Origin of the sequence: Streptomyces sp. NPDC006174, assembly GCF_040614075.1 — a bacterium.
Taxonomy (GTDB): Bacteria; Actinomycetota; Actinomycetes; order Streptomycetales; family Streptomycetaceae; genus Streptomyces.
Genome location: NZ_JBEXTJ010000001.1, coordinates 720,503 through 743,334 on the forward strand (window position 1 = coordinate 720,503; position 22,832 = coordinate 743,334).

At 69.6% G+C, this 22,832-nt stretch carries 22 protein-coding genes; 17 read left to right on the top strand and 5 right to left on the bottom strand.

All coding sequences use genetic code 11. The features are described 5' to 3' along the window. The first annotated feature begins 109 nt into the window (after positions 1-109). The 12 genes from glyA to ABZ267_RS03345 all read left to right on the top strand — a co-directional run bounded on the left by glyA (position 110) and on the right by ABZ267_RS03345 (position 11,567). On the top strand, positions 110-1,405 hold the full coding sequence (gene glyA / locus ABZ267_RS03290) for a serine hydroxymethyltransferase (RefSeq protein ID WP_356748014.1): 1,296 nt from the start codon (positions 110-112) through the stop codon (positions 1,403-1,405). 178 nt (positions 1,406-1,583) lie between these two features. Continuing rightward, on the top strand, positions 1,584-2,975 hold the full coding sequence (locus ABZ267_RS03295) for an MraY family glycosyltransferase (RefSeq protein ID WP_356748016.1): 1,392 nt from the start codon (positions 1,584-1,586) through the stop codon (positions 2,973-2,975). A gap of 266 nt (positions 2,976-3,241) precedes the next feature. Beyond that, entirely contained in the window at positions 3,242-3,682 is a 441-nt protein-coding gene (locus ABZ267_RS03300) for a hypothetical protein (RefSeq protein WP_356748018.1), read from the top strand. 200 nt (positions 3,683-3,882) lie between these two features. After that, positions 3,883-4,716, top strand: a complete 834-nt coding sequence (gene atpB, locus ABZ267_RS03305; RefSeq protein WP_356748020.1) for a F0F1 ATP synthase subunit A — start codon at positions 3,883-3,885, stop codon at positions 4,714-4,716. Positions 4,717-4,803: 87 nt separating this feature from the next. After that, positions 4,804-5,034, top strand: coding sequence for an ATP synthase F0 subunit C (gene atpE / locus ABZ267_RS03310; RefSeq protein WP_015611375.1), 231 nt, complete (start codon positions 4,804-4,806; stop codon positions 5,032-5,034). 41 nt (positions 5,035-5,075) lie between these two features. Continuing rightward, positions 5,076-5,612, top strand: a complete 537-nt coding sequence (locus ABZ267_RS03315; protein ID WP_015611376.1) for a F0F1 ATP synthase subunit B — start codon at positions 5,076-5,078, stop codon at positions 5,610-5,612. After that, positions 5,609-6,424, top strand: coding sequence for a F0F1 ATP synthase subunit delta (locus ABZ267_RS03320; protein WP_356748023.1), 816 nt, complete (start codon positions 5,609-5,611; stop codon positions 6,422-6,424). Before ABZ267_RS03315 ends, ABZ267_RS03320 begins: the two co-directional genes overlap by 4 nt. A 135-nt stretch (positions 6,425-6,559) precedes the next feature. Continuing rightward, positions 6,560-8,131, top strand: a complete 1,572-nt coding sequence (gene atpA / locus ABZ267_RS03325) for a F0F1 ATP synthase subunit alpha (protein ID WP_356748025.1) — start codon at positions 6,560-6,562, stop codon at positions 8,129-8,131. Positions 8,132-8,134: 3 nt separating this feature from the next. Next, positions 8,135-9,052, top strand: a complete 918-nt coding sequence (locus ABZ267_RS03330; protein WP_356748027.1) for a F0F1 ATP synthase subunit gamma — start codon at positions 8,135-8,137, stop codon at positions 9,050-9,052. Further along, complete coding sequence (gene atpD / locus ABZ267_RS03335; RefSeq protein WP_356748029.1) at positions 9,052-10,494, top strand: F0F1 ATP synthase subunit beta; 1,443 nt, start codon at positions 9,052-9,054, stop codon at positions 10,492-10,494. The genes ABZ267_RS03330 and atpD overlap by 1 nt, the downstream gene beginning before the upstream one ends. A 109-nt stretch (positions 10,495-10,603) precedes the next feature. Next, complete coding sequence (locus ABZ267_RS03340; RefSeq protein ID WP_356748031.1) at positions 10,604-10,978, top strand: F0F1 ATP synthase subunit epsilon; 375 nt, start codon at positions 10,604-10,606, stop codon at positions 10,976-10,978. A 142-nt stretch (positions 10,979-11,120) separates the two neighbouring features. Further along, positions 11,121-11,567 carry a DUF2550 domain-containing protein gene (locus ABZ267_RS03345; protein ID WP_030569125.1) on the top strand — a complete coding sequence of 149 codons (447 nt, stop codon included), beginning with the start codon at positions 11,121-11,123 and terminating at the stop codon, positions 11,565-11,567. A 100-nt stretch (positions 11,568-11,667) separates the two neighbouring features. Here the strand turns inward: ABZ267_RS03345 and ABZ267_RS03350 are convergent, their stop codons facing one another. From ABZ267_RS03350 to ABZ267_RS03360, 3 genes are all read right to left on the bottom strand, one after another. Then, a complete protein-coding gene (locus ABZ267_RS03350; RefSeq protein ID WP_356748033.1) occupies positions 11,668-13,542 on the bottom strand; it encodes a glycoside hydrolase family 18 chitinase in 1,875 nt (624 codons plus the stop codon). A gap of 235 nt (positions 13,543-13,777) precedes the next feature. Beyond that, entirely contained in the window at positions 13,778-14,428 is a 651-nt protein-coding gene (locus ABZ267_RS03355) for a response regulator transcription factor (RefSeq protein ID WP_356363701.1), read from the bottom strand. After that, entirely contained in the window at positions 14,425-15,612 is a 1,188-nt protein-coding gene (locus ABZ267_RS03360; RefSeq protein ID WP_356748358.1) for a histidine kinase, read from the bottom strand. The genes ABZ267_RS03355 and ABZ267_RS03360 overlap by 4 nt, the downstream gene beginning before the upstream one ends. A 149-nt stretch (positions 15,613-15,761) precedes the next feature. Here ABZ267_RS03360 and ABZ267_RS03365 point away from each other — a divergent pair, with 149 nt between their 5' ends. Then, positions 15,762-16,337: a hypothetical protein gene (locus ABZ267_RS03365; protein WP_356748035.1), complete on the top strand. Its 576-nt coding sequence runs from the start codon at positions 15,762-15,764 to the stop codon at positions 16,335-16,337. Here ABZ267_RS03365 and ABZ267_RS03370 read toward each other — a convergent pair. Next, on the bottom strand, positions 16,334-16,906 hold the full coding sequence (locus ABZ267_RS03370; RefSeq protein WP_356748037.1) for a cob(I)yrinic acid a,c-diamide adenosyltransferase: 573 nt from the start codon (positions 16,904-16,906) through the stop codon (positions 16,334-16,336). The genes ABZ267_RS03365 and ABZ267_RS03370 overlap by 4 nt on opposite strands. Positions 16,907-17,114: 208 nt before the next feature. On the opposite strand from ABZ267_RS03370, the gene ABZ267_RS03375 reads away from it, so the two are divergent. The 3 genes from ABZ267_RS03375 (at position 17,115) to ABZ267_RS03385 (ending at position 21,278) form a co-directional block, all read left to right on the top strand. Continuing rightward, positions 17,115-17,963, top strand: a complete 849-nt coding sequence (locus ABZ267_RS03375; protein WP_356748039.1) for a 3-hydroxyacyl-CoA dehydrogenase family protein — start codon at positions 17,115-17,117, stop codon at positions 17,961-17,963. Positions 17,964-18,178: 215 nt separating this feature from the next. Continuing rightward, positions 18,179-18,502, top strand: coding sequence for an STAS domain-containing protein (locus tag ABZ267_RS03380; RefSeq protein WP_018492200.1), 324 nt, complete (start codon positions 18,179-18,181; stop codon positions 18,500-18,502). A 235-nt stretch (positions 18,503-18,737) separates the two neighbouring features. Then, positions 18,738-21,278 (top strand): ATP-binding protein, encoded by a 2,541-nt coding sequence (locus ABZ267_RS03385; protein WP_356748041.1) that lies wholly within the window; start codon positions 18,738-18,740, stop codon positions 21,276-21,278. A gap of 55 nt (positions 21,279-21,333) precedes the next feature. Here the strand turns inward: ABZ267_RS03385 and nucS are convergent, their stop codons facing one another. Continuing rightward, on the bottom strand, positions 21,334-22,005 hold the full coding sequence (nucS, locus tag ABZ267_RS03390; RefSeq protein WP_356748043.1) for an endonuclease NucS: 672 nt from the start codon (positions 22,003-22,005) through the stop codon (positions 21,334-21,336). Positions 22,006-22,277: 272 nt separating this feature from the next. Between nucS and ABZ267_RS03395 the strand changes: the two genes are divergently transcribed. After that, positions 22,278-22,670 carry an SCO5389 family protein gene (locus tag ABZ267_RS03395; RefSeq protein ID WP_003966234.1) on the top strand — a complete coding sequence of 131 codons (393 nt, stop codon included), beginning with the start codon at positions 22,278-22,280 and terminating at the stop codon, positions 22,668-22,670. The last annotated feature ends 162 nt before the right edge of the window (positions 22,671-22,832 follow it).

Here is a 22,832-nt window from a genome sequence, read left to right on the forward strand (position 1 = left end):
ACCGGCGTACGGGACGCTCCGACAGCGGGCACACCGCTCCGCACCGGCCTACATTGGAGCTGAACCGGCCCCTCGCCGGCGCACCCACCTCCAGGCCCGGAGCCGTCCCATGCCGGTCACCTCTCCCGCCGCACCCGCACCCGTCCCGGCGCCGACCGCGCCCGACGACCTGCCCCAGGACTTCGGCGCGCTGCTCCGCCAGGACCCGGAGATCGCCGGTGTCCTGCTCGCCGAGCGGAACCGGCAGGCCGCCGGCCTCCAGCTGATCGCCGCCGAGAACTTCACCTCGCCCGCGGTCCTGGCCGCCCTCGGCTCGCCGCTCGCCAACAAGTACGCCGAGGGATATCCGGGCGCCCGCCACCACGGCGGCTGCGAGCACGCGGACGCCGCCGAACGCATCGCCGTCCGCCGGGCCACCGCCCTCTTCGGCGCCGAACACGCCAACGTCCAGCCGCACTCCGGCTCCTCCGCCGTCCTCGCCGCCTACGCCGCGCTGCTGCGCCCGGGCGACACGGTGCTCGCGATGGGACTCCCGTACGGCGGACACCTCACCCACGGGGCGTCCGGCAACTTCTCCGGCCGCTGGTTCGACTTCGTCGGGTACGGAGTGGACGCTTCGAGCGGGCTCATCGACTACACCCGCCTCCGCGCCCTGGCCCGCGCCCGCCGGCCCAAGGCGATCGTCTGCGGCTCGATCTCCTATCCGCGCCACCCGGACTACGAGCTGTTCCGGGAGATCGCGGACGAGGTCGGCGCGTGTCTGATCGTCGACGCCGCGCACCCGATGGGCCTGATCGCCGGGGGCGCGGCGCCGAGTCCGGTGCCGTACGCCGATGTCGTCTGCGCCACCACGCACAAGGTGCTGCGCGGACCGCGCGGCGGCATGATCCTGTGCGGCGCGGAGCTGGCCGAGCGGATCGACCGGGCGGTGTTCCCGTTCACGCAGGGCGGTGCGCAGATGCATACGGTGGCGGCGAAGGCGGTGGCGTTCGGCGAGGCGGAGACACCGGCGTACACGCTGTACGCGCACCAGGTCGTCGCGCACGCCCGGGTGCTGGCCGCAGGGCTGGAGGCCGAAGGGTTCGAGGTGACGACCGGCGGCACGGACACCCACATCATCGTCGCGGACCCGGCCCCGCTCGGCGTCGACGGCCGCACCGCCCGCGAGCGGCTGTCGGCCGCCGGCATGGTCCTGGACACCTGCGCGCTGCCGTACGGCGACGCGCGGGGCATCCGGCTGGGGACCGCGGCCGTCACGACGCAGGGCATGAACGAAGGAGACATGGCGCGGATCGCGGCGCTGTTCGGAGCGGCGGTACGGGAGCCGGGCGATGTGAGCCCGATCGCGGCGGAGGTCCGGGAGCTGGCCGCGCGCAATCCGCCGTACGCGCAGCAGCCGGCGTAGTCGGCGCTCCGTATCCGCGGCTGCGGACCGTTCCGTACGCGGAGTGGTCGGCCGTGCCGTATCCGGAGTCTGGACTCCGTCGCATCCGGGGCAGACGAACCCTGTGCAACCATCACCCGTACCGTGGAGTCCTTGTTCCTGAGACTAGGGTGTGGGTTTTGGATGGCCGGCGAATTCTGTGGGGCAGCCCGTGCGTGATTACCTGCTGACGCTCTGTGTCACGGCAGCGGTGACCTATCTGCTGACCGGGCCGGTGCGTAAGTTCGCCATCGCGGTCGGGGCGATGCCCGCGATCCGAGCGCGCGACGTCCACCGGGAGCCGACACCCCGGCTCGGTGGGATCGCCATGTTCGGCGGACTGTGTGCGGGACTGATCGTCGCCGACCACCTCTTCAACCTGAAGGGTGTCTTCGAACTCTCCAACGAGCCACGGGCGTTGCTCTCGGGTGCTGCTCTGATCTGGCTGATCGGCGTGCTCGACGACAAGTTCGAGATCGATGCGCTGATCAAGCTCGGCGGCCAGATGATCGCCGCCGCCGTCATGGTCATCCAGGGCCTCACGATCCTGTGGCTGCCGATCCCCGGTGTCGGCACGGTCGCCCTCACCCAGTGGCAGGGCACGCTGCTCACGGTGGCGCTGGTCGTCATCACGATCAACGCGGTCAACTTCGTCGACGGCCTGGACGGGCTGGCGGCGGGCATGGTGTGCATCGCCTCGGCCGCGTTCTTCCTGTACGCCTACCGCCTCTGGATGGGGTACGGAATCGAGGCGGCCTCCCCGGCGACGCTGTTCGCGGCGATCCTGATGGGCATGTGCATCGGCTTCCTGCCGCACAACATGCATCCGGCGCGGATCTTCATGGGCGACTCGGGCTCGATGCTGATCGGCCTGGTGCTGGCGGCGGGCGCGATCTCGATCACGGGCCAGGTCGACCCGGACGTCATGCAGATCTTCTTCGACGGCAGCGAGCGCGGCGCCACCCATGCGATGCTCCCGGTCTTCATCCCGCTGGTGCTGCCGCTGACGATCATCGCGATCCCGGCCGCCGACCTGATCCTCGCCATCGTCCGCCGCACCTGGAACGGCCAGTCGCCGTTCGCCGCCGACCGCGGCCACCTGCACCACCGCCTGCTGGAGATCGGCCACTCGCACAGCCGGGCCGTGCTGATCATGTACTTCTGGTCGGCTCTGATCGCCTTCGGCACCGTCGGCTACTCGGTCCACTCGGCGTCGTCGTGGATCGTGTTCGTCATCGTGGCGGCGAGCGCGGCAGGCCTGGTTCTACTCCTGATGCCGCGCTTCACCCCGCGTACTCCGCACTGGGCCAACCGCTTCGTCCCGCCGCGCTACCGCCGCCCCGCTCCGGAGCAGGCTTCCTCACCTTCGTACGACGAGAAGCCGGCCCCCGCGACCTCCGGGCCCCAACAGGCCCCGGAAGACGCTCAGATGGGCGAGGAGAGCTCCGAACGGGCTCCGGTGACGGTCGGAGTGTCCGGCGTCAACGGGGCGACCGCGATCGGCGCTCGTTCGCGTCTCCCTGAACGCCGGTCGATCGACTCTTCGCGCTGACGATTCGGATTCCGCGGTGCATTACCAGACATTGCGCCGTCTTGTCGTGCACACACGCGCGGATTAACTCTCATGTGTGACAGTTGGCACACTTTCCAGGTAAAGACCTCATCAAATAGTTTGTGATACCGTTCACGAGACCCGGTGACGGAGCCGAAGGACCCTAGTGAGACGGTCCTCGGACCCGGAAATCCGCCTCGCGGACCGGGCCTACGCTCGTCCATGACGACGCCCCATTCCTCCCCAAGACCAGTGGAGCTGCCGCCATGCAGTCCGACATGCGCGAAGTACTGCGCATCGCCACCCCCACCGCCGCGGTGGGAGCCATCGCCACGCTTGTCGGCGGGCTCGTCGCCGGCGGCGAGGGAGCGATCGGCGCTGTCGTGGGTTGCGTGGTGGTCATCCTCTTCATGGCACTCGGACAGCTGGCGTTGCAGTGGGTCGCCAGGTCGATGCCGCATCTTTTCCAGGGCATGGGGCTGCTGGTCTACTCGGTCCAGCTGGTGCTCCTGCTCGGCCTCATCATGGCCATCAGGAACACGACTCTCTTCGACCTCCAGGTCTTCGCCCTCACGCTGGTCGTCTCGGTGATCACCTGGATCACCACGCAGACCGTTCTGCACGCCAGGAGCAAGACCCTGTACGTCGATCCGGAGGCGGAGAGCCAAAACGCCCCGGGTGGAACCAAGAGGAAGCATGACCAGTAGGGCCGGGATAAAGCCCTGTTCGACATGCTGCTATCGTCCGGTCTCGGTTGCGGTACTGCGGGCGCGGACAACACGGCTGTCGCCTGATTCATCGCGAGGCTTCGGGCCCGGCCGCCGCCTCCTCACCGTAAGAACCAGTCCGGTGCCGACCTGCGGCTGCCAGCCGCTCCGATACAACGAGGTAGCCGTATCCATGCGCCATGCAGAAGGAGCTCCTGGTGACTGCTGACGCCCAGACGCTCGCCTTCGAGGTTGACTGCCACCTGTTCCAGGGCTCGTGCGGATTCCCAGCCCCGAGCGCGTGGTCGTTCATCTTCGACCCGATCTTCAGTATCGGTCCGGTCGACTTCAACAAGCCGATGCTGCTGGCGATCATCGGAACGATCGTCATCGTGAGCCTGTTCTGGGCCGGCTTCTCCAAGCCCAAGGTCATTCCCGGCAAGCTGCAGTCGGTCGCCGAGATCCTCTACGACTTCGTGCACCGAGGCATCGCCAAGGAGATCATCGGCAAGAAGGGCGAGCCCTTCGTCCCGCTGCTGGTGTCGCTCTTCTTCTTCATCTGGGTGATGAACCTGTGGGCGATCATCCCGCTCGCACAGTTCCCGGTGACCTCGCTCATCGCCTACCCGGTCGGACTGGCCCTGCTCGTCTGGGTCGTCTACATGTCGGTGACCTTCCGGAACAACGGTTTCGTCGGCGGTATCCGCAACCTGTGCGTGCCGAGCGGCCTGCCCAAGCCGATCTACGTGATCCTGACGCCGATCGAGTTCGTCTCGAACATCTTCGTGCGCCCCTTCACGCTGGCGGTCCGGCTCTTCGCGAACATGTTCGCGGGTCACATCCTCATCCTGGTCTTCACGATCGCGACCTGGTACATGCTCGGCACCGTGCTCGGCACCGTGTACGCCACCGCCTCGTTCGCCGTGACGCTGGCCCTGACCGTCTTCGAGATGTTCATTCAGGCGCTCCAGGCCTACGTGTTCACCGTGCTGACCGCCACGTACTTGTCCCAGGCGCTCGAAGAAGCGCACTGAGGACACCCGGGCCACCACCCGGACACCCCCTAGACGTCCGGTGGATGCAATCTCCACCGGCCACTCAAGAGAAGGAATCACAGATCCATGTCTGAGACTCTCGCAGCCGTCACGGGCAACATCGGCACCATCGGCTACGGCCTCGCGGCGATCGGCCCCGGCGTCGGCATCGGCATCATCTTCGGTAACGGTGTGCAGGCCATCGCCCGCCAGCCCGAGGCGGCCGGCATCATCCGCCAGAACATGCTGCTCGGCTTCGCGGTCATCGAGGCCCTGGCGCTCATCGGCTTCGTCGCGCCCTTCATCTACCCGAAGTAGTCCAGGCGACCTGACGATACGTTTTCGACGAAAGGTCCACCATGTTGCATCTGGCAGCTGAGGAGCCGCAGTCACCGCTGTTTCCGGTCTGGCCCGAGATTGTCATCGGCCTGATCTGCTTCAGCATCGTCTTCTTCGTCTTCTACAAGAAGCTCCTCCCGGCCATCAACAAGGCCCTGGACGAGCGTCGCGAGGCGATCGAAGGTGGCATCGAGAAGGCCGAAGCGGCTCAGACCGAGGCGCAGAGCGTTCTTGAGCAGTACAAGGCTCAGCTCGCAGAGGCCCGCCACGAGGCCGCTCGTCTGCGCCAGGAGGCGCAGGAGCAGGGTGCCGTCATCATCCAGGAGATGAAGGCGGAAGGTCAGCGGCAGCGCGAAGAGATCATCGCCGCCGGCCACACCCAGATCGAGGCCGACCGCAAGGCCGCTGCCTCCGCGCTGCGTCAGGACGTGGGCAAGCTCGCCACCGACCTGGCCGGCAAGCTCGTCGGCGAGTCCCTCCAGGACCACGCCCGGCAGAGCGGCACCGTCGACCGTTTCCTCGACGAGCTCGAGGCGAAGGCCGAGGCTGCCCGATGAACGGTGCGAGCCGCGAGGCACTGGCCGCCGCACGCGAGCGGCTCGACGCGCTGACCGACAACACGTCGGTCGACGCGGCGGCCCTCGCCGACGACCTGGCATCGGTCACCGCGCTGCTCGACCGCGAAGTTTCCCTGCGCCGGGTCCTCACGGACCCGGCCCAGAGCGGCGAGAGCAAGGCCGAGCTGGCCGCGCGCCTGCTCAGCGGTCAGGTCAGCGGCGAAGCCGTCGACCTGGTCTCCGGGCTGGTCCGCTCCCGCTGGTCGCAGTCGCGTGATCTGGTGGACTCGGTCGAGGAGCTGGCGAACACGGCAGACCTCACCGCCGCCCAGCGCGGCGGCGCCCTCGACGACGTCGAGGACGAGCTGTTCCGGTTCGGCCGGATCGTCGGCTCCGACACGGAGCTGCGTTCGGCGCTCACCAGCCGTACGGCCACCGCCTCGGCCAAGAGCGAGCTGCTGCGCAGCCTGCTCGGCGGCAAGGCGCAGCCGGTCACCGAGCGGATCATCGTCCGCCTGGTGACGCAGCCGCGGGGACGTAGCCTGGAGGCAGGGATCGAATCCCTGTCCAAGCTGGCCGCGGAGCGCCGCGACCGCGCGGTCGCCGTCGTCACCTCGGCGGTGCCGCTCAGCGACCGGCAGAAGCAGCGCCTCGGCGCCGCTCTGGCGAAGCTGTACGGCCGCGACATGCACCTGAACCTGGACGTGGACCCCGCGGTCCTCGGCGGGATCTCGGTGCGCGTCGGTGACGAGATCATCAACGGCACCGTCGCGGATCGCCTCGACGAGGCGACCCGGCGCATGGCCGGCTGACACAGCGCAGCGCAGAAGAACAAGCAAGACCAGCGGCCCGGTTGGGCCGTGCAGAAATTGCAGAAGATTCCTGGGGGTCGGCCCCCAGACCCCCTTAAGAAACTTCGGGCCCAACAAGGAGAGCAGGGAACCCAGATGGCGGAGCTCACGATCCGGCCGGAGGAGATCCGGGACGCACTGGAGAACTTTGTCCAGTCGTACCAGCCGGACGCGGCCTCGCGCGAGGAGGTCGGTACGGTCAGCGTTGCCGGCGACGGCATCGCGAAGGTGGAGGGCCTGCCCTCCGCCATGGCGAACGAGCTGCTGAAGTTCGAGGACGGCACCCTCGGTCTCGCCCTCAACCTCGAGGAGCGCGAGATCGGTGCGATCGTCCTCGGCGAGTTCAGCGGAATCGAGGAGGGCCAGCCGGTGCAGCGCACCGGTGAGGTGCTCTCCGTCGGCGTCGGCGAGGGTTACCTCGGCCGCGTCGTCGACCCGCTCGGCAACCCGATCGACGGCCTCGGCGAGATCGAGACCGACAGCCGCCGCGCCCTCGAGCTGCAGGCCCCTGGCGTCATGGTCCGCAAGTCGGTGCACGAGCCGATGCAGACCGGCTACAAGGCCGTCGACGCCATGGTGCCGATCGGCCGCGGCCAGCGTCAGCTGATCATCGGCGACCGTCAGACGGGTAAGACCGCGCTGGCCGTCGACACGATCATCAACCAGCGCGACAACTGGCGCTCGGGCGACGTGAACAAGCAGGTGCGCTGCATCTACGTCGCCATCGGTCAGAAGGGCTCCACCATCGCCTCCGTGCGTGGTGCGCTCGAAGAGGCCGGCGCGCTGGAGTACACGACCATCGTCGCCGCCCCGGCGTCCGACCCGGCCGGCTTCAAGTACCTGGCGCCGTACACCGGTTCGGCCATCGGCCAGCACTGGATGTACCAGGGCAAGCACGTCCTGATCATCTTCGACGACCTCTCGAAGCAGGCCGACGCCTACCGCGCCGTGTCCCTGCTGCTGCGCCGCCCGCCGGGCCGTGAGGCCTACCCGGGTGACGTCTTCTACCTGCACTCGCGTCTGCTGGAGCGCTGCGCCAAGCTCTCCGACGAGATGGGTGCCGGCTCGATGACGGGCCTCCCGATCGTCGAGACCAAGGCGAACGACGTGTCGGCGTTCATCCCGACCAACGTCATCTCCATCACCGACGGCCAGTGCTTCCTGGAGTCCGACCTGTTCAACGCGGGTCAGCGTCCGGCGCTCAACGTCGGTATCTCGGTCTCCCGAGTCGGTGGCTCCGCCCAGCACAAGGCCATGAAGCAGGTCTCCGGCCGGCTCCGCGTGGACCTCGCCCAGTACCGCGAGCTGGAGGCGTTCGCCGCCTTCGGTTCCGACCTGGACGCGGCCTCGAAGGCATCGCTGGAGCGCGGTAAGCGCATGGTCGAGCTGCTGAAGCAGCCCCAGTACGCCCCGTTCCCGATGGAGGAGCAGGTCGTCTCCGTCTGGGCCGGCACCACCGGCAAGATGGACGACGTCCCGGTCGAGGACATCCGCCGCTTCGAGTCCGAGCTGCTGGAGTACCTGCGCCGCGAGCGCAAGGACCTCCTGACCAGCATCGCCGAGGGCGGCAAGATGTCCGACGACACGCTGCAGTCGATCGCCGACGCGATCGCCGCCTTCAAGCAGCAGTTCGAGACCTCGGACGGCAAGCTCCTGGGCGAGGGCTGATCGATGGGCGCTCAGCTTCGCGTTTACAAGCGCCGCATCCAAGCCGTCACCGCGACCAAGAAGATCACCAAGGCGATGGAGATGATCGCCGCCTCGCGCATCGTCAAGGCGCAGCGCAAGGTGGCGGCGTCGATGCCGTACGCGACCGAGCTCACCCGTGCGGTGACCGCGGTGGCGACCGGCTCCAACGCCAAGCACCCGCTCACCACCGAAGCCGAAGCGCCGACCCGCGCCGCGGTCCTGCTCGTCACGAGCGACCGCGGTCTGGCCGGCGGCTACTCCTCCAACGCCATCAAGGCGGCGGAGCGGCTGCGGGAGCGCCTTGCCTCCGAGGGCAAGGAGGTCGACACGTACATCGTCGGCCGTAAGGGTGTCGCGTACTACGGCTTCCGCGAGCGCAAGGTCGAGGACTCCTGGACCGGCTTCACCGACAACCCGGCGTACTCCGATGCCAAGCGCATCGCCGCCCCGTTGATCGAGGCCATCCAGAAGGAGACGGCCGAGGGCGGCGTCGACGAGCTGCACATCGTCTTCACGGAATTCGTGTCGATGATGACGCAGAACGCGTTCGACGACCGGATGCTGCCGCTTTCGCTCGACGAGGTGGCGGAGGAGAGCACCCGCAAGGGCGAGATCCTTCCGCTGTTCGAGTTCGAGCCGTCGGCCGAGGACGTCCTGGACGCCCTTCTGCCGCGCTACGTCGAGAGCCGTATCTACAACGCACTGCTGCAGGCCGCCGCTTCCGAGCACGCCGCCCGCCGCCGCGCGATGAAGTCGGCGACCGACAACGCCGGGGATCTCATCAAGAGCCTCTCCCGGCTTGCCAACGCGGCCCGCCAGGCCGAAATCACCCAGGAAATCAGCGAGATCGTCGGCGGTGCCAGTGCTCTGGCCGACGCGACCGCGGGGAGTGACAAGTAATGACGACCACAGTTGAGACGGCCGCTGCCACGGGCCGCGTCGCCCGGGTCATCGGCCCGGTCGTCGACGTGGAGTTCCCCGTCGACGCGATGCCGGAGATCTACAACGCCCTTCACGTCGACGTGGACGACCCGGCCGAGGCCGGCGCCCGCAAGACGCTGACCCTCGAAGTCGCCCAGCACCTGGGTGACGGCGTGGTCCGCGCGATCTCGATGCAGCCCACCGACGGCCTGGTCCGCCAGGCCGCGGTGACCGACACGGGCAAGGGCATCACCGTCCCCGTCGGTGACATCACCAAGGGCAAGGTGTTCAACACCCTCGGTCAGATCCTGAACGAGCCGGAGGCCGAGGCGCAGATCACCGAGCGCTGGCCGATCCACCGCAAGGCCCCGGCCTTCGACCAGCTCGAGTCCAAGACCGAGATGTTCGAGACCGGCCTGAAGGTCGTCGACCTGCTGACCCCGTACGTCAAGGGCGGCAAGATCGGTCTGTTCGGTGGTGCGGGCGTCGGCAAGACGGTCCTCATCCAGGAAATGATCATGCGTGTGGCGAAGCTGCACGACGGTGTGTCGGTGTTCGCCGGTGTCGGTGAGCGCACCCGTGAGGGCAACGACCTCATCGACGAGATGACCGAGTCGGGCGTTCTGGAGAAGACCGCGCTCGTCTTCGGCCAGATGGACGAGCCGCCGGGGACGCGTCTGCGCGTGGCCCTGTCCGCCCTGACCATGGCGGAGTACTTCCGCGATGTGCAGAAGCAGGACGTGCTGCTCTTCATCGACAACATCTTCCGCTTCACGCAGGCCGGTTCCGAGGTCTCCACGCTGCTCGGCCGCATGCCGTCCGCGGTGGGTTACCAGCCGACCCTGGCCGACGAGATGGGTGTGCTCCAGGAGCGCATCACCTCGACGCGTGGTCACTCGATCACCTCGATGCAGGCGATCTACGTCCCCGCGGACGACCTGACCGACCCGGCCCCGGCCACCACGTTCGCCCACCTCGACGCGACGACGGTTCTCTCCCGTCCGATCTCCGAGAAGGGCATCTACCCGGCCGTGGACCCGCTGGACTCCACGTCCCGCATCCTGGACCCGCGTTACATCTCCCAGGACCACTACGCCGCGGCCAGCCGCGTCAAGGGGATCCTGCAGAAGTACAAGGACCTCCAGGACATCATCGCGATCCTCGGTATCGACGAGCTGGGCGAGGAGGACAAGCTCGTCGTCCACCGTGCCCGTCGCGTCGAGCGCTTCCTGTCGCAGAACACCCACGCCGCCAAGCAGTTCACCGGCCTGGACGGTTCGGACGTCCCGCTCGACGAGTCGATCGCCGCGTTCAACGCGATCTGCGACGGGGACTACGACCACTTCCCCGAGCAGGCGTTCTTCATGTGCGGTGGCCTGGACGACCTCAAGGCGAAGGCCAAGGAGCTCGGCGTCTCCTGAGCCGTCGGCTCACCGAGGGGGGTGGGGCTGGTCCCGCCCCCCTCACCACGCCCCGTAGAATTGAACCGACACCCGGCCAGGCGGCCGGGTGGTGACCCGAGGAGTCTCCTTGGCTGCTGAGCTGCATGTGGAGCTGGTCGCCGCGGACCGCAGTGTCTGGTCCGGCGAGGCCACCCTGGTCGTCGCGCGTACCACGTCCGGCGACATCGGCATCATGCCCGGTCACCAGCCGCTTCTCGGTGTGCTGGAATCGGGCCCGGTGACGATCCGCACGAGCGAGGGCGGTACCGTCATCGCCGCTGTGCACGGTGGTTTCATCTCGTTCGCGGACAACAAGCTGTCGCTGCTGGCTGAGATCGTCGAGCTGGCGGACGAGATCGATGTCCAGCGCGCCGAGCGTGCGCTAGAGCGTGCGAAGTCGGACGCGGACGGAGCCGCCGAGCGGCGCGCCGAGATCCGTCTCCGTGCGGTGGCGGTGCACTAGCACCCCCACGGACAGATGTTTTTACTCAGCCGCGGCCCGAGCTGGAGAAATCCAGCCGTGTCGCGGCTGAGGCGATGCAGGTGCAATGCAGTTCGAATCGGTTCGTTATCCGTTACTCGACGATGCGAGGAGGTCGGTGGAGATGGTCCTCGCGTTGTGGGTGGGCGTGTCCGTCATCGTGCTGGTCCTGGTGGGATTGTTCGTCTTCGGTCTGCGCCGGCGGCTGATCCAGCGGTCCGGAGGCACCTTCGACTGTTCGCTCCGCTGGGATGTCTCCGAGGAGCCGGACCCCTCCGGCAAAGGCTGGGTCTACGGCGTCGCCCGCTACAGCGGTGACCGTGTCGACTGGTTCCGTGTCTTCTCCTACGCTCCTCGCCCCCGTCGGGGCCTGGAGCGTTCTGCGATCGAGGTGATCGCCCGCCGCCTGCCGGAGGGTGAGGAGGAGCTGGCGCTCCTCTCCGACTCCGTCGTGCTCGGCTGTCTCCACCGCGGGACCCGCCTGGAGCTGGCGATGAGCGAGGACGCGCTGACCGGCTTCCTCGCCTGGCTGGAGGCGGCACCGCCCGGCCAGAGAGTCAACGTGGCGTAGGGCGAAGGCCCGTACACGGCGAAAAGCCGGGGAGACGGGGGGCGGACCCGTCTCCCCGGCGCTTTCGGGGGGTGGCGCTGGTGTTGTTACGGCGTGAGGGCTACTTGAGACCGCTGTTGATCGCGCTCACCAGTTCACCGTTGGTGGTGTCACCGGAGAACTCCCAGAAGAACGCGCCACCGAGGCCCTGGTTCTTCGCCCAGGTCATCTTGGAGCCGATGGTGGCCGGGGTGTCGTAGCTCCACCAGTTGGTGCCGCAGTGCGCGTAGGCCGTACCGGCGATGGTGCCGGTGGCCGGGCAGGTGTTCTTGAGGACCTTGTAGTCCTCGATGCCCGCCTCGTACGTGCCCGGGGCCGCGCCGGTCGCCGTGCCGCCGGGAGCGGCCTGGGTGACGCCGGTCCAGCCGCGGCCGTAGAAGCCGATGCCGAGGAGCAGCTTCTTGGCCGGGACGCCCTTGGCCTTCAGCTTGGCGATGGCGTCGGCGGAGGTGAAGCCCTCCTGCGGGATGCCGGTGTACGGGGTCAGCGGCGAGTGCGGGGCCGTCGGGCCCTTGGCCGCCCAGGCGCCGAAGAAGTCGTACGTCATCACGTTGTACCAGTCGAACGACTGCGCGGCGCCCGCGTAGTCGGCGGCGTCGATCTTGCCGCCGGCCGAGCCGTCCGCGGTAATGGCGGCGGTGACCAGGTTGCCCGCGCCGAACTTGGCCTTCGTGGCGGCGGCGAGCTTCGTCAGCGCGGTCGGGCCGCTGGTGTCACAGGTCAGACCGCAGGCGTTCGGGTACTCCCAGTCGAGGTCGATGCCGTCGAAGACATCGGCCCAGCGCGGGTCCTCGACCAGGTCGTAGCAGGACTGCGCGAAGGCGGCGGGGTTCTGTGCGGCCTGAGGGAAGCCGCCGGACCAGGTCCAGCCGCCGAACGACCAGAGGATCTTGATGTGCGGGTACTGGGCCTTCAGCTTGCGCAGCTGGTTGAAGTTGCCACGCAGCGGCTGGTCCCAGGTGTCGGCCTTGCCGTCGACGGACTGGTCGGCGGTGTACGCCTTGTCGTAGTCGGCGTAGGAGTCACCGATGGTGCACCGGCCGTTCTGCACGTTGCCGAAGGCGTAGTTGATGTGCGTGATCTTCGCCGCGGAGCCGGACGTCACCAGGTTCTTGACGTGGTAGTTGCGCCCGTAGACGCCCCAGTTGGTGAAGTAGCCCAGGTTGATCTTGTCGCCGCCGGGCTGCTCGCCGCCGCCACCGCCGGTGGTGCGCACCGAGACGGAGGCGGAGAGGGGGCCGAGCTGGTCGATGGTGTCGCGGGCCTGCACGGCGTACGTGTAGTCGGTGCCGGCGGTCAGTCCGGTGTTGGTGTACGTGGTGCCGGTGACCGTGGCGATCTTGGCGCCGTTGCGCAGGACGTCGTAGTTCTTGACGCCCTTGTCGTCGGTGGCCGCGCTCCAGCTCAGCTTCACCGAGGTGTCGGTGACGTCGCTGGTGGTGGGTGCGCCGGGAACGGAGGGCGGGTTGTCGCCGGGGACGGTGGAGCCGTCACAGGAGGCGCCGTTCAGCTTGCAGCCGGAAGGCGCGCCGGGGCCGGAGCCGTTGAAGCCGAAGCTGAGGCTGGCACCGGGCGCGATGCTGCCGTTCCAGCCGAGGTTCTTGGCGGTCCAGCTGTTGCCCGAGTTGGTGACGGTGGCGTCCCAGGCGGAGTTGACCCGGGTCCCGGCGGGGTAGTCCCACTCGATGGTCCAGGAGGAGAGCGCCGTGGTGCCGGTGTTCTTCACCGTCCACTGGCCCTCGAAGCCGCCGCCCCAGTCCGACTTCTTGGTGTACGTGGCGGTGGCCGAGGTGGCTGCCGCCGCCGGAGTGGCGAGACCCACCATCGCGGCGAACGGCACGGCGAGCGCGGTGAGACCGGCGATGACCTTGGACCGGCCGCTGCGCAGCGGGATCCATCTGAATCGGGAACGGCGTGGGGGAGTATCAGTGCTCAACGGTGCTCCTCGGGTGAGGTCCAGCAAACGGGGATGATTCGGTGGACTGCAAACCCTGCGCCGCCCTGAGTACGGGTGCTCTCGTACTCACCGCAGTGTGTGATGGGTGACATTAGGAAGGTCTGGACCAATCGTCAAGAGGTCTGGACCAAAGACCGAAGGCCGGAACCGGCCCGAATTCGGACCGGAATCCGGCCTTTCGCGGCCCCGGACCGCGCCCGGCACCCAGCCGTCGTCAGACGCCCAACTCCTGCGCCAGCACCGCCGCCTGGACCCGACTCCGCAGCCCCAGCTTGGCCAGCAACCGGCTGACGTGCGTCTTCACCGTCGCCTCCGCCATCGCCAGGCGCAGCGCGATCTCCGCGTTCGACAGCCCCTCACCGAGACACCCCAGCACCTCCCGCTCGCGCCGCGTCAGCGCCTCCAGCACCGCCGGATCGGCCGAACTCCCGTTCCGTACGGGCGTGGTTCCGGCGAACTCCGCGATCAGCCGCCGCGTCACGGCCGGCGCGATCAGCCCTTCGCCGCGCGCCACCGTCCGTACCGCCTCCAGCAGATCGCGGGCGTCGGTGTTCTTCAGCAGAAAGCCCGACGCTCCCGCCCGCAGCGCGCCGAACACGTACTCGTCCAGGTCGAACGTGGTCAGGACCAGGACGTCCGCCAGCTCCTCCGCCACCACCTGCCGGGTCGCCGACACGCCGTCCAGCCGCGGCATCTGCACATCCATCAGGACGAGATCCGGCCGGAGTTCACGCGCCAGCCGCACCGCCTCCTCGCCGTCGCCCGCCTCGCCGACGACGTCGATGTCCGGCGCGCTGGAGAGGATCAGCACCAGCCCCGCCCGTACCGCCGCCTGGTCCTCCGCGACCAGCACCCGGATCGTCATTCCCGCATCTCCCTCTCCCGTACCGGCAGTTCGGCCCGCACCCGCCACAACTCCGCTCCCACGCCACCTGCTTCGAACGTCCCGCCGAGCAGCGCCACCCGCTCCGCCATTCCCACCAGACCGGCCCCCGAACCCGGCGCCGTCGGCCCCGGACGGCTGCCGGACACACTGGTCACCTCGACCGTCAGCGCCTCGCCGGCCAGGCCGAGCCGCACGGTGACCGGGCCCGGCGCCGCGTGCTTGAGCGCGTTGGTGAGGGACTCCTGCACGATCCGGTACGCGGCCAGCTCGACCGGCGTCGGCAGCGCGGGCGAGTCCGCCGCACGGCTGTCCTGCAGCGTGCAGACCAGCCCGCCCGGCGCCCCGTTGACGTTCGCCTGCTCGATGAGCGCGTCCAGCGACGCCAGCGTCGGCGCCGCAGCCGGAGCGCCTTCCTCGCCGCCCTCGCGCAGCAGCCCGATCAGCCGCCGCATCTCCGCGAGCCCCTCCACGCTGTTCTCCCGGATCACCTTCAGCGCGTTCCGCGAGGTGTCCGGGTCGTCGATGGAGAGGGCCGCCGTGGAGTGGATCGCCACGGCCGAGAGGCGGCCCGCCACCATGTCGTGCAGCTCGCGCGCCATCCTGGCCCGCTCGGCGACCACCGCCTGGACCCGGTCCATCTCGGCCAGCCGCGCGGTCTGCACGGCGGCCAGCCGGGCGGTGTCGGCGGCGGTGCGGTGGCTGCGCACGCTGACCCCGGTGATCGCGGGAATGAAGGAGACAAGCCCGACGACCACACCGATCAGCAGCGCCTCCGGCCTGCGGAACCAGGCCAGGAAGCCGATCGTGGACGCGACGGTGATCAGCAGCGTGGCCACCGGGATCCGGCGGGCCGCGGCCGGCGTCCCGTACAGCACGGCCGCGTACACGATGTCCGTGAACATCAGGATGGTCGCCAGGCTGCCACGGGTGAACTGGTCCGCGACCAGCGCGAGCGTGGCGACGGCCAGCGCGGTGCGCGGAGCGCTGCGCCGCAGCAGCTCCACCGAGGCCATCGCGGTCAGCGGTACGAGCGTGACCCACGGTGCGGAGAAGAGGCGGCCGCCTTGGGTGTGCAGGCCGAGCCGCCACAGGAGCAGCCCGCCGAGCAGGCCGGAGACGGCGAGGACGACGTCGTCGCGGTGGAAGCGGATGGCGGGAAACACCTCTCCATCCAACACGCAGCACCACCGCCGGGCCTCCCTTCGCAGGCCGATGCGCCACTACATCGAAGGATGCAGTCCCGTTTCCTCACCGCCGACGACGTTTTCGGCCCCGGCGGACGGGAGGCTGGAGGAAACGGGAGGAGAGTGCTGTGATCGCCCTACTGGTCGTGGCCTGCGAGGTCGCGTTCTGGGTCCTGCTGGCCGCCGGACTCGCGTTGCGGTACGTCGCGCGGAAGCCGAAGCTCGGAGCCGCCGTACTGCTCTGCGAGCCGCTGCTGGAGGTCGTGCTGCTGGTGGTGACCGTGATCGACCTCAGGAACGGCGCCGAGCCGGACTGGAAGCACGGACTGGCCGCCGTCTACATCGGCTTCACCGTGGGCCTCGGCCACCACACCATCAAGAAGGTGGACGCCTGGGTCGCGCACCGCTGGTTCGGCGGCCCGCCGCCGGTGAAACCGCCGAAGTACGGCATGGCCCGAGCCGTCCACGAGTGGCGCACCGCCGCCCGCTGGATCCTCGCCGCGGCGGTCGCGCTCGGCCTGCTCCAGGCGGCGGTCTGGTACGTCGGTCCGGGCGGCGCCATCAGCTCGCTCCAGAGCTGGCAGCGGACGATGCTCCTGGTGATCGGCATCAACGTGATCATCGCCGGCGGCTACACGCTCTTCCCGAAGCAGGCACCGAAGAACACCGACGCGGTCGGACGCGAGCCCGCGAGCAGGCTCTAACGCTCACCGCCCGGCACCCACAGCACGTCCCCGACCTCCTTGTTGGCGCTGCGCGCCAGGATGAACAGGAGGTCGGAGAGGCGGTTGAGATAGGTGGCGGTCAGGGTGTTCATCACGTCGCCGTGCACCTCCAGCGCCGCCCAGGTCGACCGCTCCGCGCGCCGGACCACCGTGCACGCCTGGTGGAGCAGCGCGGCCCCCGGCGTACCTCCGGGAAGGATGAAGCTGCGGAGCTTCTCCAGCTCCTCCAGGAAGCGGTCGCAGTCCGCCTCCAGCTTGTCCACGTAACTCTGCTCCACGCGCAGCGGCGGGTACTTCGGGTCCTCGACCACCGGCGTCGACAGGTCGGCGCCCACGTCGAAGAGGTCGTTCTGGACCCGTACGAGGACCTTCACCACGTCCTCGCCCAGCTGCCCCAGCGCCACGGCGGTCCCGATCACCGCGTTGGCCTCGTTGGCGTCCGCGTACGCCGCGATCCGCAGATCGGTCTTGGCGGTGCGGCTCATGTCGCCGAGGGCCGTGGTGCCCTGGTCGCCGGTCCGGGTGTAGATGCGCGTCAGATTGACCATGGGCCCAGCGTAGTTAAGGCTCAGGCCCTCAACTACGCGTGGCGCGGAGCCGAATGACACGTCTCGGTGTGATGTCCGTCATTCGAGACGTGACGCGCATCTCTTCACGGCCTCAGCGCCCCCGGCGGGTACTAATCTCCGCCGGAGAGCAATGTGAACCGCCGTGAACAGACGCCGCAGAGGCGGACAGAGAACAAGGGGTGCGAACGTGGCCAGGAAGCTCGCCGTCATCGGTGCCGGACTCATGGGATCCGGGATCGCGCAGGTCTCCGCCCAGGCGGGCTGGGACGTCGTGCTGCGGGATGTCACCGACGCGGCCCTGACCCGCGGCCTGGACGGCATCAAGGCCTCGTACGACAAGTTCGTCGCCAAGGGCAGGCTGGAGGCGTCCGACGCCGAGGCCGCGCTCGCCCGCATCACCACGACCACCGACCTCGACGCCGTCGCGGACGTGGACGTCGTGGTGGAGGCGGTCTTCGAGAAGCTGGAAGTCAAGCACGAGATCTTCCGCGCCCTGGACAAGGTCGTCGGCGAGAACACCGTGCTGGCCTCGAACACCTCCGCCATCCCGATCACCAAGATCGCCGCCGTGACGGAGCGTCCGGAGCGCGTGGTCGGCGTGCACTTCTTCTCGCCGGTCCCGATGATGCGGCTCTGCGAGCTCGTCCGCGGCTACAAGACCAGCGACGAAACCCTCGCCACCGCCCGTGAGTTCGCCGAGTCGGTCGGCAAGACCTGCATCGTCGTCAACCGCGATGTGGCCGGCTTCGTCACCACCCGGCTCATCTCGGCCCTCGTCGTGGAGGCCGCGAAGCTGTACGAGTCGGGCGTCGCCACGGCCGAGGACATCGACACCGCCTGCAAGCTCGGCTTCGGCCACGCCATGGGCCCGCTCGCCACGGCCGACCTGACGGGCGTCGACATCCTGCTCCACGCCACGGGCAACATCTACACCGAGTCGCAGGACGAGAAGTTCGCGGCCCCCGAGCTGATGCGCCGGATGGTCGACGCAGGTGACATCGGACGCAAGAGCGGGCAGGGCTTCTACACGTACTGACCGCAGCCGCATCCCTGCCCCTTCGGCCCACCGCCGTCGGGGCGGGGAGTGTACCCGGCGGTGTGCGGTCTCCGGCGAACCGACGTCACTCCACCGAGTGAATTCGGTATCGGTTCGCTTACAGACGGCAACTTCCCTGTCGCTGCGGCAGTCAGTTGTGGAAGAGAAGAACAGACAGACGGATCTCGCCACGGAGCAACAGCAGGGGAGCGCATATGCATATCAGGGGCGACCACGCCGAGCTGGTCGTCGGGGGCCGCCTCGACGTCCGAAGCGCGGCGGACGCCCGTACGGTCCTGCACTCGGCCGTCGACGACGGAGCCGGCGATCTGGTGCTGGACCTGACCGAGCTGAATTCCTGGGACGCCACCGGACTCGGCGTCATCATGGGGGCCCACCGCAGGGCCGGGCGGGCCGGACGCCGACTCGTGCTGCGCGGTGTGCCGCCGCAGATGCAGCGCCTCCTGGTCGCCACCCGGCTGCACCGCATCCTGGCGATCGAGGGCGGGATCGCCGCCGACTCGCTGCCGCGCGTCTGAGGCCGCGCGTCCGCGTACGAAGGGACCTCCGGGGCGCAAGACGCGCAATCCTCACCGGAATGTGACGTCCCGGACGGCATGGCACCCCGCCCGTGCGTGGATACTGTGCGAAGGTCTAGGGTTCGGCCGTCTGCCCCATGACACCCACCCGAGGCAGGCACCGGACCGGAAGCGACAGCGGGGCGTGCGAGGCCGGAGGGGCTAACCGAGCGCGACGCGTCTGGGGGACTTGTTGATGGACCCGACACACCAGGGGCCGGAAGAGTACGGGCAGAATGCCGACGGCTCCGACCCCTCCGACGGCCGTCGCCGGCCGTCCCGGGAGTCCAACGCCGCCGACTTCGGCCAGCCGGCACCGCAGCAGGTGCGCGTCGTCCAGCTCACGGTCGGCGACCTCCTGCTCACGGTCAACCCCGTCGACGGCAGCGAGGTCGAGGCCTGCCCGCCCGGCTCCGAGCCCGAACCGCCCGTCCGCCGCACACCCACCGAGCGCGCCGACCACGAACGCGCCGGCGCACCACCCGTACCGGCGGGACCGCCCGCTCCGCAGCTGCCGCTGCTGGAGCGTCAGGAGGAGCGCGAGCGGCTGGTGGCCCTGCTGGCCCGCGGCCGCAGCGTCCGCCTCACCGGCCAGGCCGGATCCGGCCGCACCGCGCTGCTCGACGCCGTCGCCGCCGACTGCACGGACCTGGCACCCGACGGCGTCGTCCGCCTCAGCGGCCACCGGCGCACCGCCGCCGACCTGTTGTACGGCCTCTTCGACGCGATCCACCAGGCCCCGCTCCACCGACCCGGACCCGAGGAACTGCTCGCGCTCGTCCGCTCCATCGGCGCCGTCGTGATCGTCGACGACCTGGAGATCGGCGGCGCCGTGCTCGACGGACTCCTGGAAGCCACCCCGGAGTGCGCCTTCCTCTTCGGCACCGCGCCCGACCTCACCCCGCCCGGCGTCGACGCGCACCTGGAGGAGGTCCTCCTCGCCGGCCTCGGCCGCTCCGCCTCGCTGGAGCTGCTGGCCAAGGTCGTCGAGCGCCCGCTGACCGAGGACGAGCGGAACTGGGCCGGCGACCTCTGGTTCGAGTCCGAGGGGCTGCCGCTCCGCTTCGTCCAGGCCGGATCGTTGCTGCGCCAGCGCGACCGGCTCAACACGGACCCCGCGGCCTTCGACGAGTACGACTACTTCGAGCCACGCCCGGACGACGCGCCGCCGGTCCCCGAAGCGCCGACCGCCGAGACCCTGGACGTGCCGCTGCCGAGCCTCGGCGAAGGCGCCGCACCCGCCGTCCTGCTCGCCTCCCGGCTCAGCGAGGCGGCCCGCGAGACCCTGCGCTTCACCGTCGCGCTCGGCGGCGAGGTGCCCCACCAGGCCCATCTGCCGGCCCTCGTCGGCGACACCCACGCGGACGCCGCCCTCGGTGAACTCGCCGGCTGCGGACTGCTCTCGCCGGCCGGCCCGCGCTACCGGCTCGCCGCCGGTGTCCTCGCGCAGCTGGAGGCCGGCGGATACGCGGAGGAAGCCGCAGCCCACGCCCGTACCGCCGCCCAGCACTACGCCTGGTGGGTCTCGCACCCTTCCGTCACACCGCAGCGGGCCGTCGCCGAGTCCGACGCGATCGTCGCCGCGATGGGCCGCCTGGTGCCCGACGGCGACGCGGGCCAGGCCAGCGCGGCCGTCCTGCTGGCCCGCAGCGCCGCTCCCGCGCTGGCGGCGGGGATGAGCTGGGGCGCCTGGGAGAAGGCGCTCAGGGCGGGCCAGGAGGCCGCCAGGATCGCCGGTGAGGTCGCCGAAGAGGCCTACTTCCACCATGAGTTGGGTGTCCTCGCACTCTGCTCCGGCAACCTCGACCGGGCCCGTACGGAACTGGAGACCTCCATCTCCATGCGCGGCGCGCTCGCCGACAAGTCCGGTGCGGTGGCCGGCCGCCGCGCCTTGGCCCTCGTCGCGGACCGTTCCGGCGGCTTCGCACCTCCGGCCCGGCCCCAGGTGGCCGACGAGGTGCCCGCCGTACGCCACGACCTCCTCGCCGGTACGCCGCCGTTCGGCCTCCCGGCCGGGCCGCTCTTCGCCCGGCAGACGGCCGAGGAGGAGCCGACCGTGGTGGCCCCGTTCCCGGCCGCCGCACCGAAGGCGGGCGGTGGGAGCGCGGTCCTCGGCGGCGCGCGGCGTAACCTGGCCGCCGCGGGCGCCGGCGCGCTGCTCATCGCCGTGCTCGGCACCGTCGTCACGCTCGGCCTCACCGCCGGCGACACCGAGGAGCCGGGCGGCAGCCGTAACGTCACCACCGAGCAGTCGTCACCCGGGTCCACCGAGGACGACGAGACCCCCGCCGACCAGCCGGCCGACGTCCCCGCACCGGACGACGGAGCCCCCGGCAACGAGGTCTCCGCCACTCCGGGCGTCTCCACCTCCGCCGCGCCCACCACCTCCGGCTCGCCGTCCCCGTCCGCCTCGTCGCCGGACGGGAGTTCACCGGGTACGGGAGAGCCGTCGAGCGGGCCGAGCAGCAGCACCCCGGGTGAGCCCACCCCGACCCGGAGCTCGCCCAGGCCCTCGCAGTCCACGAGCACCGGCCCGACCGTGACGCCCTCCGAGTCGGAGCCGGACCCGGATCCGACCCCGTCAGAGCCGTCTCCCACGGAGACCCCGGACCCGGGCCCGCCTCCGCCGGACACCTCCGCCTCCGCCAGCGGCCCCGCCGAGTCCGCCACCGCCACGGCGACGGCCACCACCGGCGCTCCGGCGGAGAGCGACGACCCCACCGAGGCGGCGGCCTGACACACGGAAGCCGGGTGCCCCGCGATGGGACACCCGGCTGTGGACGGACGGTGGGTCAGAACAGGCGCAGTTTGTCGTCCTCGATACCGCGCATCGCGTTGTAGTCGAGGACCAGACAGCCGATGCCCCGGTCGGTCGCCAGCACGCGCGCCTGCGGCTTGATCTCCTGGGCCGCGAAGACGCCCTTGACCGGCGCGAGATGCGGGTCGCGGTTGAGCAGCTCCAGATAGCGGGTCAGCTGCTCCACGCCGTCGATGTCGCCGCGCCGCTTCAGCTCCACGGCGACCGTCCCGCCGTTCGCGTCGCGGCAGAGGATGTCCACCGGGCCGATGGCGGTCGGGTACTCACGGCGGATCAGGGTGTGGCCCTCGCCGAGGATCTCGATCCGGTCGGCGAGCAGCTCCTGGAGGTGCGCCTCCACACCGTCCTTGATCAGCCCCGGGTCGACGCCCAGCTCGTACGAGGAGTCGTGGAGGATTTCCTCCATCGTGATGATCAGTTTTTCGCCCGCCTTGTTCACCACGGTCCAGACGCCCGCCTCCTCGCCGGCGCCCTCCTTCAGGGTGCACGGCGGCGACATCCAGTTGAGCGGTTTGTACGCCCGGTCGTCGGCGTGGATCGAGACGCTGCCGTCCGCCTTCACCAGGATCAGACGGGGGGCGGAGGGCAGGTGGGCTGTGAGCCGGCCCGCGTAGTCGACGGAGCAACGGGCGATGACGAGACGCATGGTCGGCAACGCTACTCGACTACCGGGGCCCGACGCGATTTCCCCATCAGTCCACCTCTGTCACTCGCTCCCCAGCACGGAGGCGCACAGGGGGCTTGCCCCTCTTTGCGCCCCTTGCTCGGTGGCCGGTTGTGTTCCCAATCTCCTGGTGCGGCCTGCACCGCGCGCTTAACGTGGATGCAGGAGGTCGCCGCCCGTGCACGCTGCGTCGTCGCCCTTCTTCCCTGCCCGTAAGGCCCCGGTCACCGTCCGGGGTCGCGAGAGGAGAACCCATGTCGCTCGACGTCTCACCGGCGCTGTTGGAACAGGCCGAGCGAGGCGAGGTCGACGAAGCCGACTTCGTCGACTGCGTCCGGACCTCCCTGCCTTTCGCGTGGGAGATGATCAGCTCGCTGGTGGCTCAGCTGAAGGTGGACGGCGGCCAGTTCGCCGACAACCAGACGCCGCCGCCGGACGAGCAGGCGCGCGGCCAGCTGCTGCGTGCGCTCGCCAGTGATGCGATACGCGGCGCGCTCCAGCGGCACTTCGGAGTGCGTATCGCCTTCCAGAACTGCCACCGCGTCGCGGTGTTCCCGCTGGACGCCTCGGTCGACGACCGGCTGGCCAAGTTCACTTCGGTGAGGGGCCAGTTGCTCAACCAGTCGCCCGAACTACGGGACTGCTGAACGCTTCTGCTGCCGCTTCGGGCCGCGGGAGGTGCAACTGGCTCCGGGGCGGCAGCTCCCGTACCACCGGCACCACGTTCCACCGCATCACGCATCACGCATCACGCATCACGCATCACGCATCACGCATCACGCATCACGCATCACGCATCACGCTCCATG

Bases quoted from the DNA above. Each gene is read 5' to 3' on its own strand.
- atpE (WP_015611375.1), top strand. From the start codon at position 4,804: ATGTCTGAGACTCTCGCAGCCGTCACGGGCAACATCGGCACCATCGGC.
- ABZ267_RS03385 (WP_356748041.1), top strand. From the start codon at position 18,738: ATGGACCCGACACACCAGGGGCCGGAAGAGTACGGGCAGAATGCCGAC.
- ABZ267_RS03380 (WP_018492200.1), top strand. From the start codon at position 18,179: ATGCATATCAGGGGCGACCACGCCGAGCTGGTCGTCGGGGGCCGCCTC.
- ABZ267_RS03330 (WP_356748027.1), top strand. From the start codon at position 8,135: ATGGGCGCTCAGCTTCGCGTTTACAAGCGCCGCATCCAAGCCGTCACC.
- nucS (WP_356748043.1), bottom strand. From the start codon at position 22,005: ATGCGTCTCGTCATCGCCCGTTGCTCCGTCGACTACGCGGGCCGGCTC.
- ABZ267_RS03315 (WP_015611376.1), top strand. From the start codon at position 5,076: ATGTTGCATCTGGCAGCTGAGGAGCCGCAGTCACCGCTGTTTCCGGTC.
- ABZ267_RS03320 (WP_356748023.1), top strand. From the start codon at position 5,609: ATGAACGGTGCGAGCCGCGAGGCACTGGCCGCCGCACGCGAGCGGCTC.
- ABZ267_RS03395 (WP_003966234.1), top strand. From the start codon at position 22,278: ATGTCGCTCGACGTCTCACCGGCGCTGTTGGAACAGGCCGAGCGAGGC.
- atpD (WP_356748029.1), top strand. From the start codon at position 9,052: ATGACGACCACAGTTGAGACGGCCGCTGCCACGGGCCGCGTCGCCCGG.
- ABZ267_RS03355 (WP_356363701.1), bottom strand. From the start codon at position 14,428: ATGACGATCCGGGTGCTGGTCGCGGAGGACCAGGCGGCGGTACGGGCG.
- atpA (WP_356748025.1), top strand. From the start codon at position 6,560: ATGGCGGAGCTCACGATCCGGCCGGAGGAGATCCGGGACGCACTGGAG.
- glyA (WP_356748014.1), top strand. From the start codon at position 110: ATGCCGGTCACCTCTCCCGCCGCACCCGCACCCGTCCCGGCGCCGACC.
- atpB (WP_356748020.1), top strand. From the start codon at position 3,883: ATGCAGAAGGAGCTCCTGGTGACTGCTGACGCCCAGACGCTCGCCTTC.
- ABZ267_RS03345 (WP_030569125.1), top strand. From the start codon at position 11,121: ATGGTCCTCGCGTTGTGGGTGGGCGTGTCCGTCATCGTGCTGGTCCTG.
- ABZ267_RS03370 (WP_356748037.1), bottom strand. From the start codon at position 16,906: ATGGTCAATCTGACGCGCATCTACACCCGGACCGGCGACCAGGGCACC.
- ABZ267_RS03300 (WP_356748018.1), top strand. From the start codon at position 3,242: ATGCAGTCCGACATGCGCGAAGTACTGCGCATCGCCACCCCCACCGCC.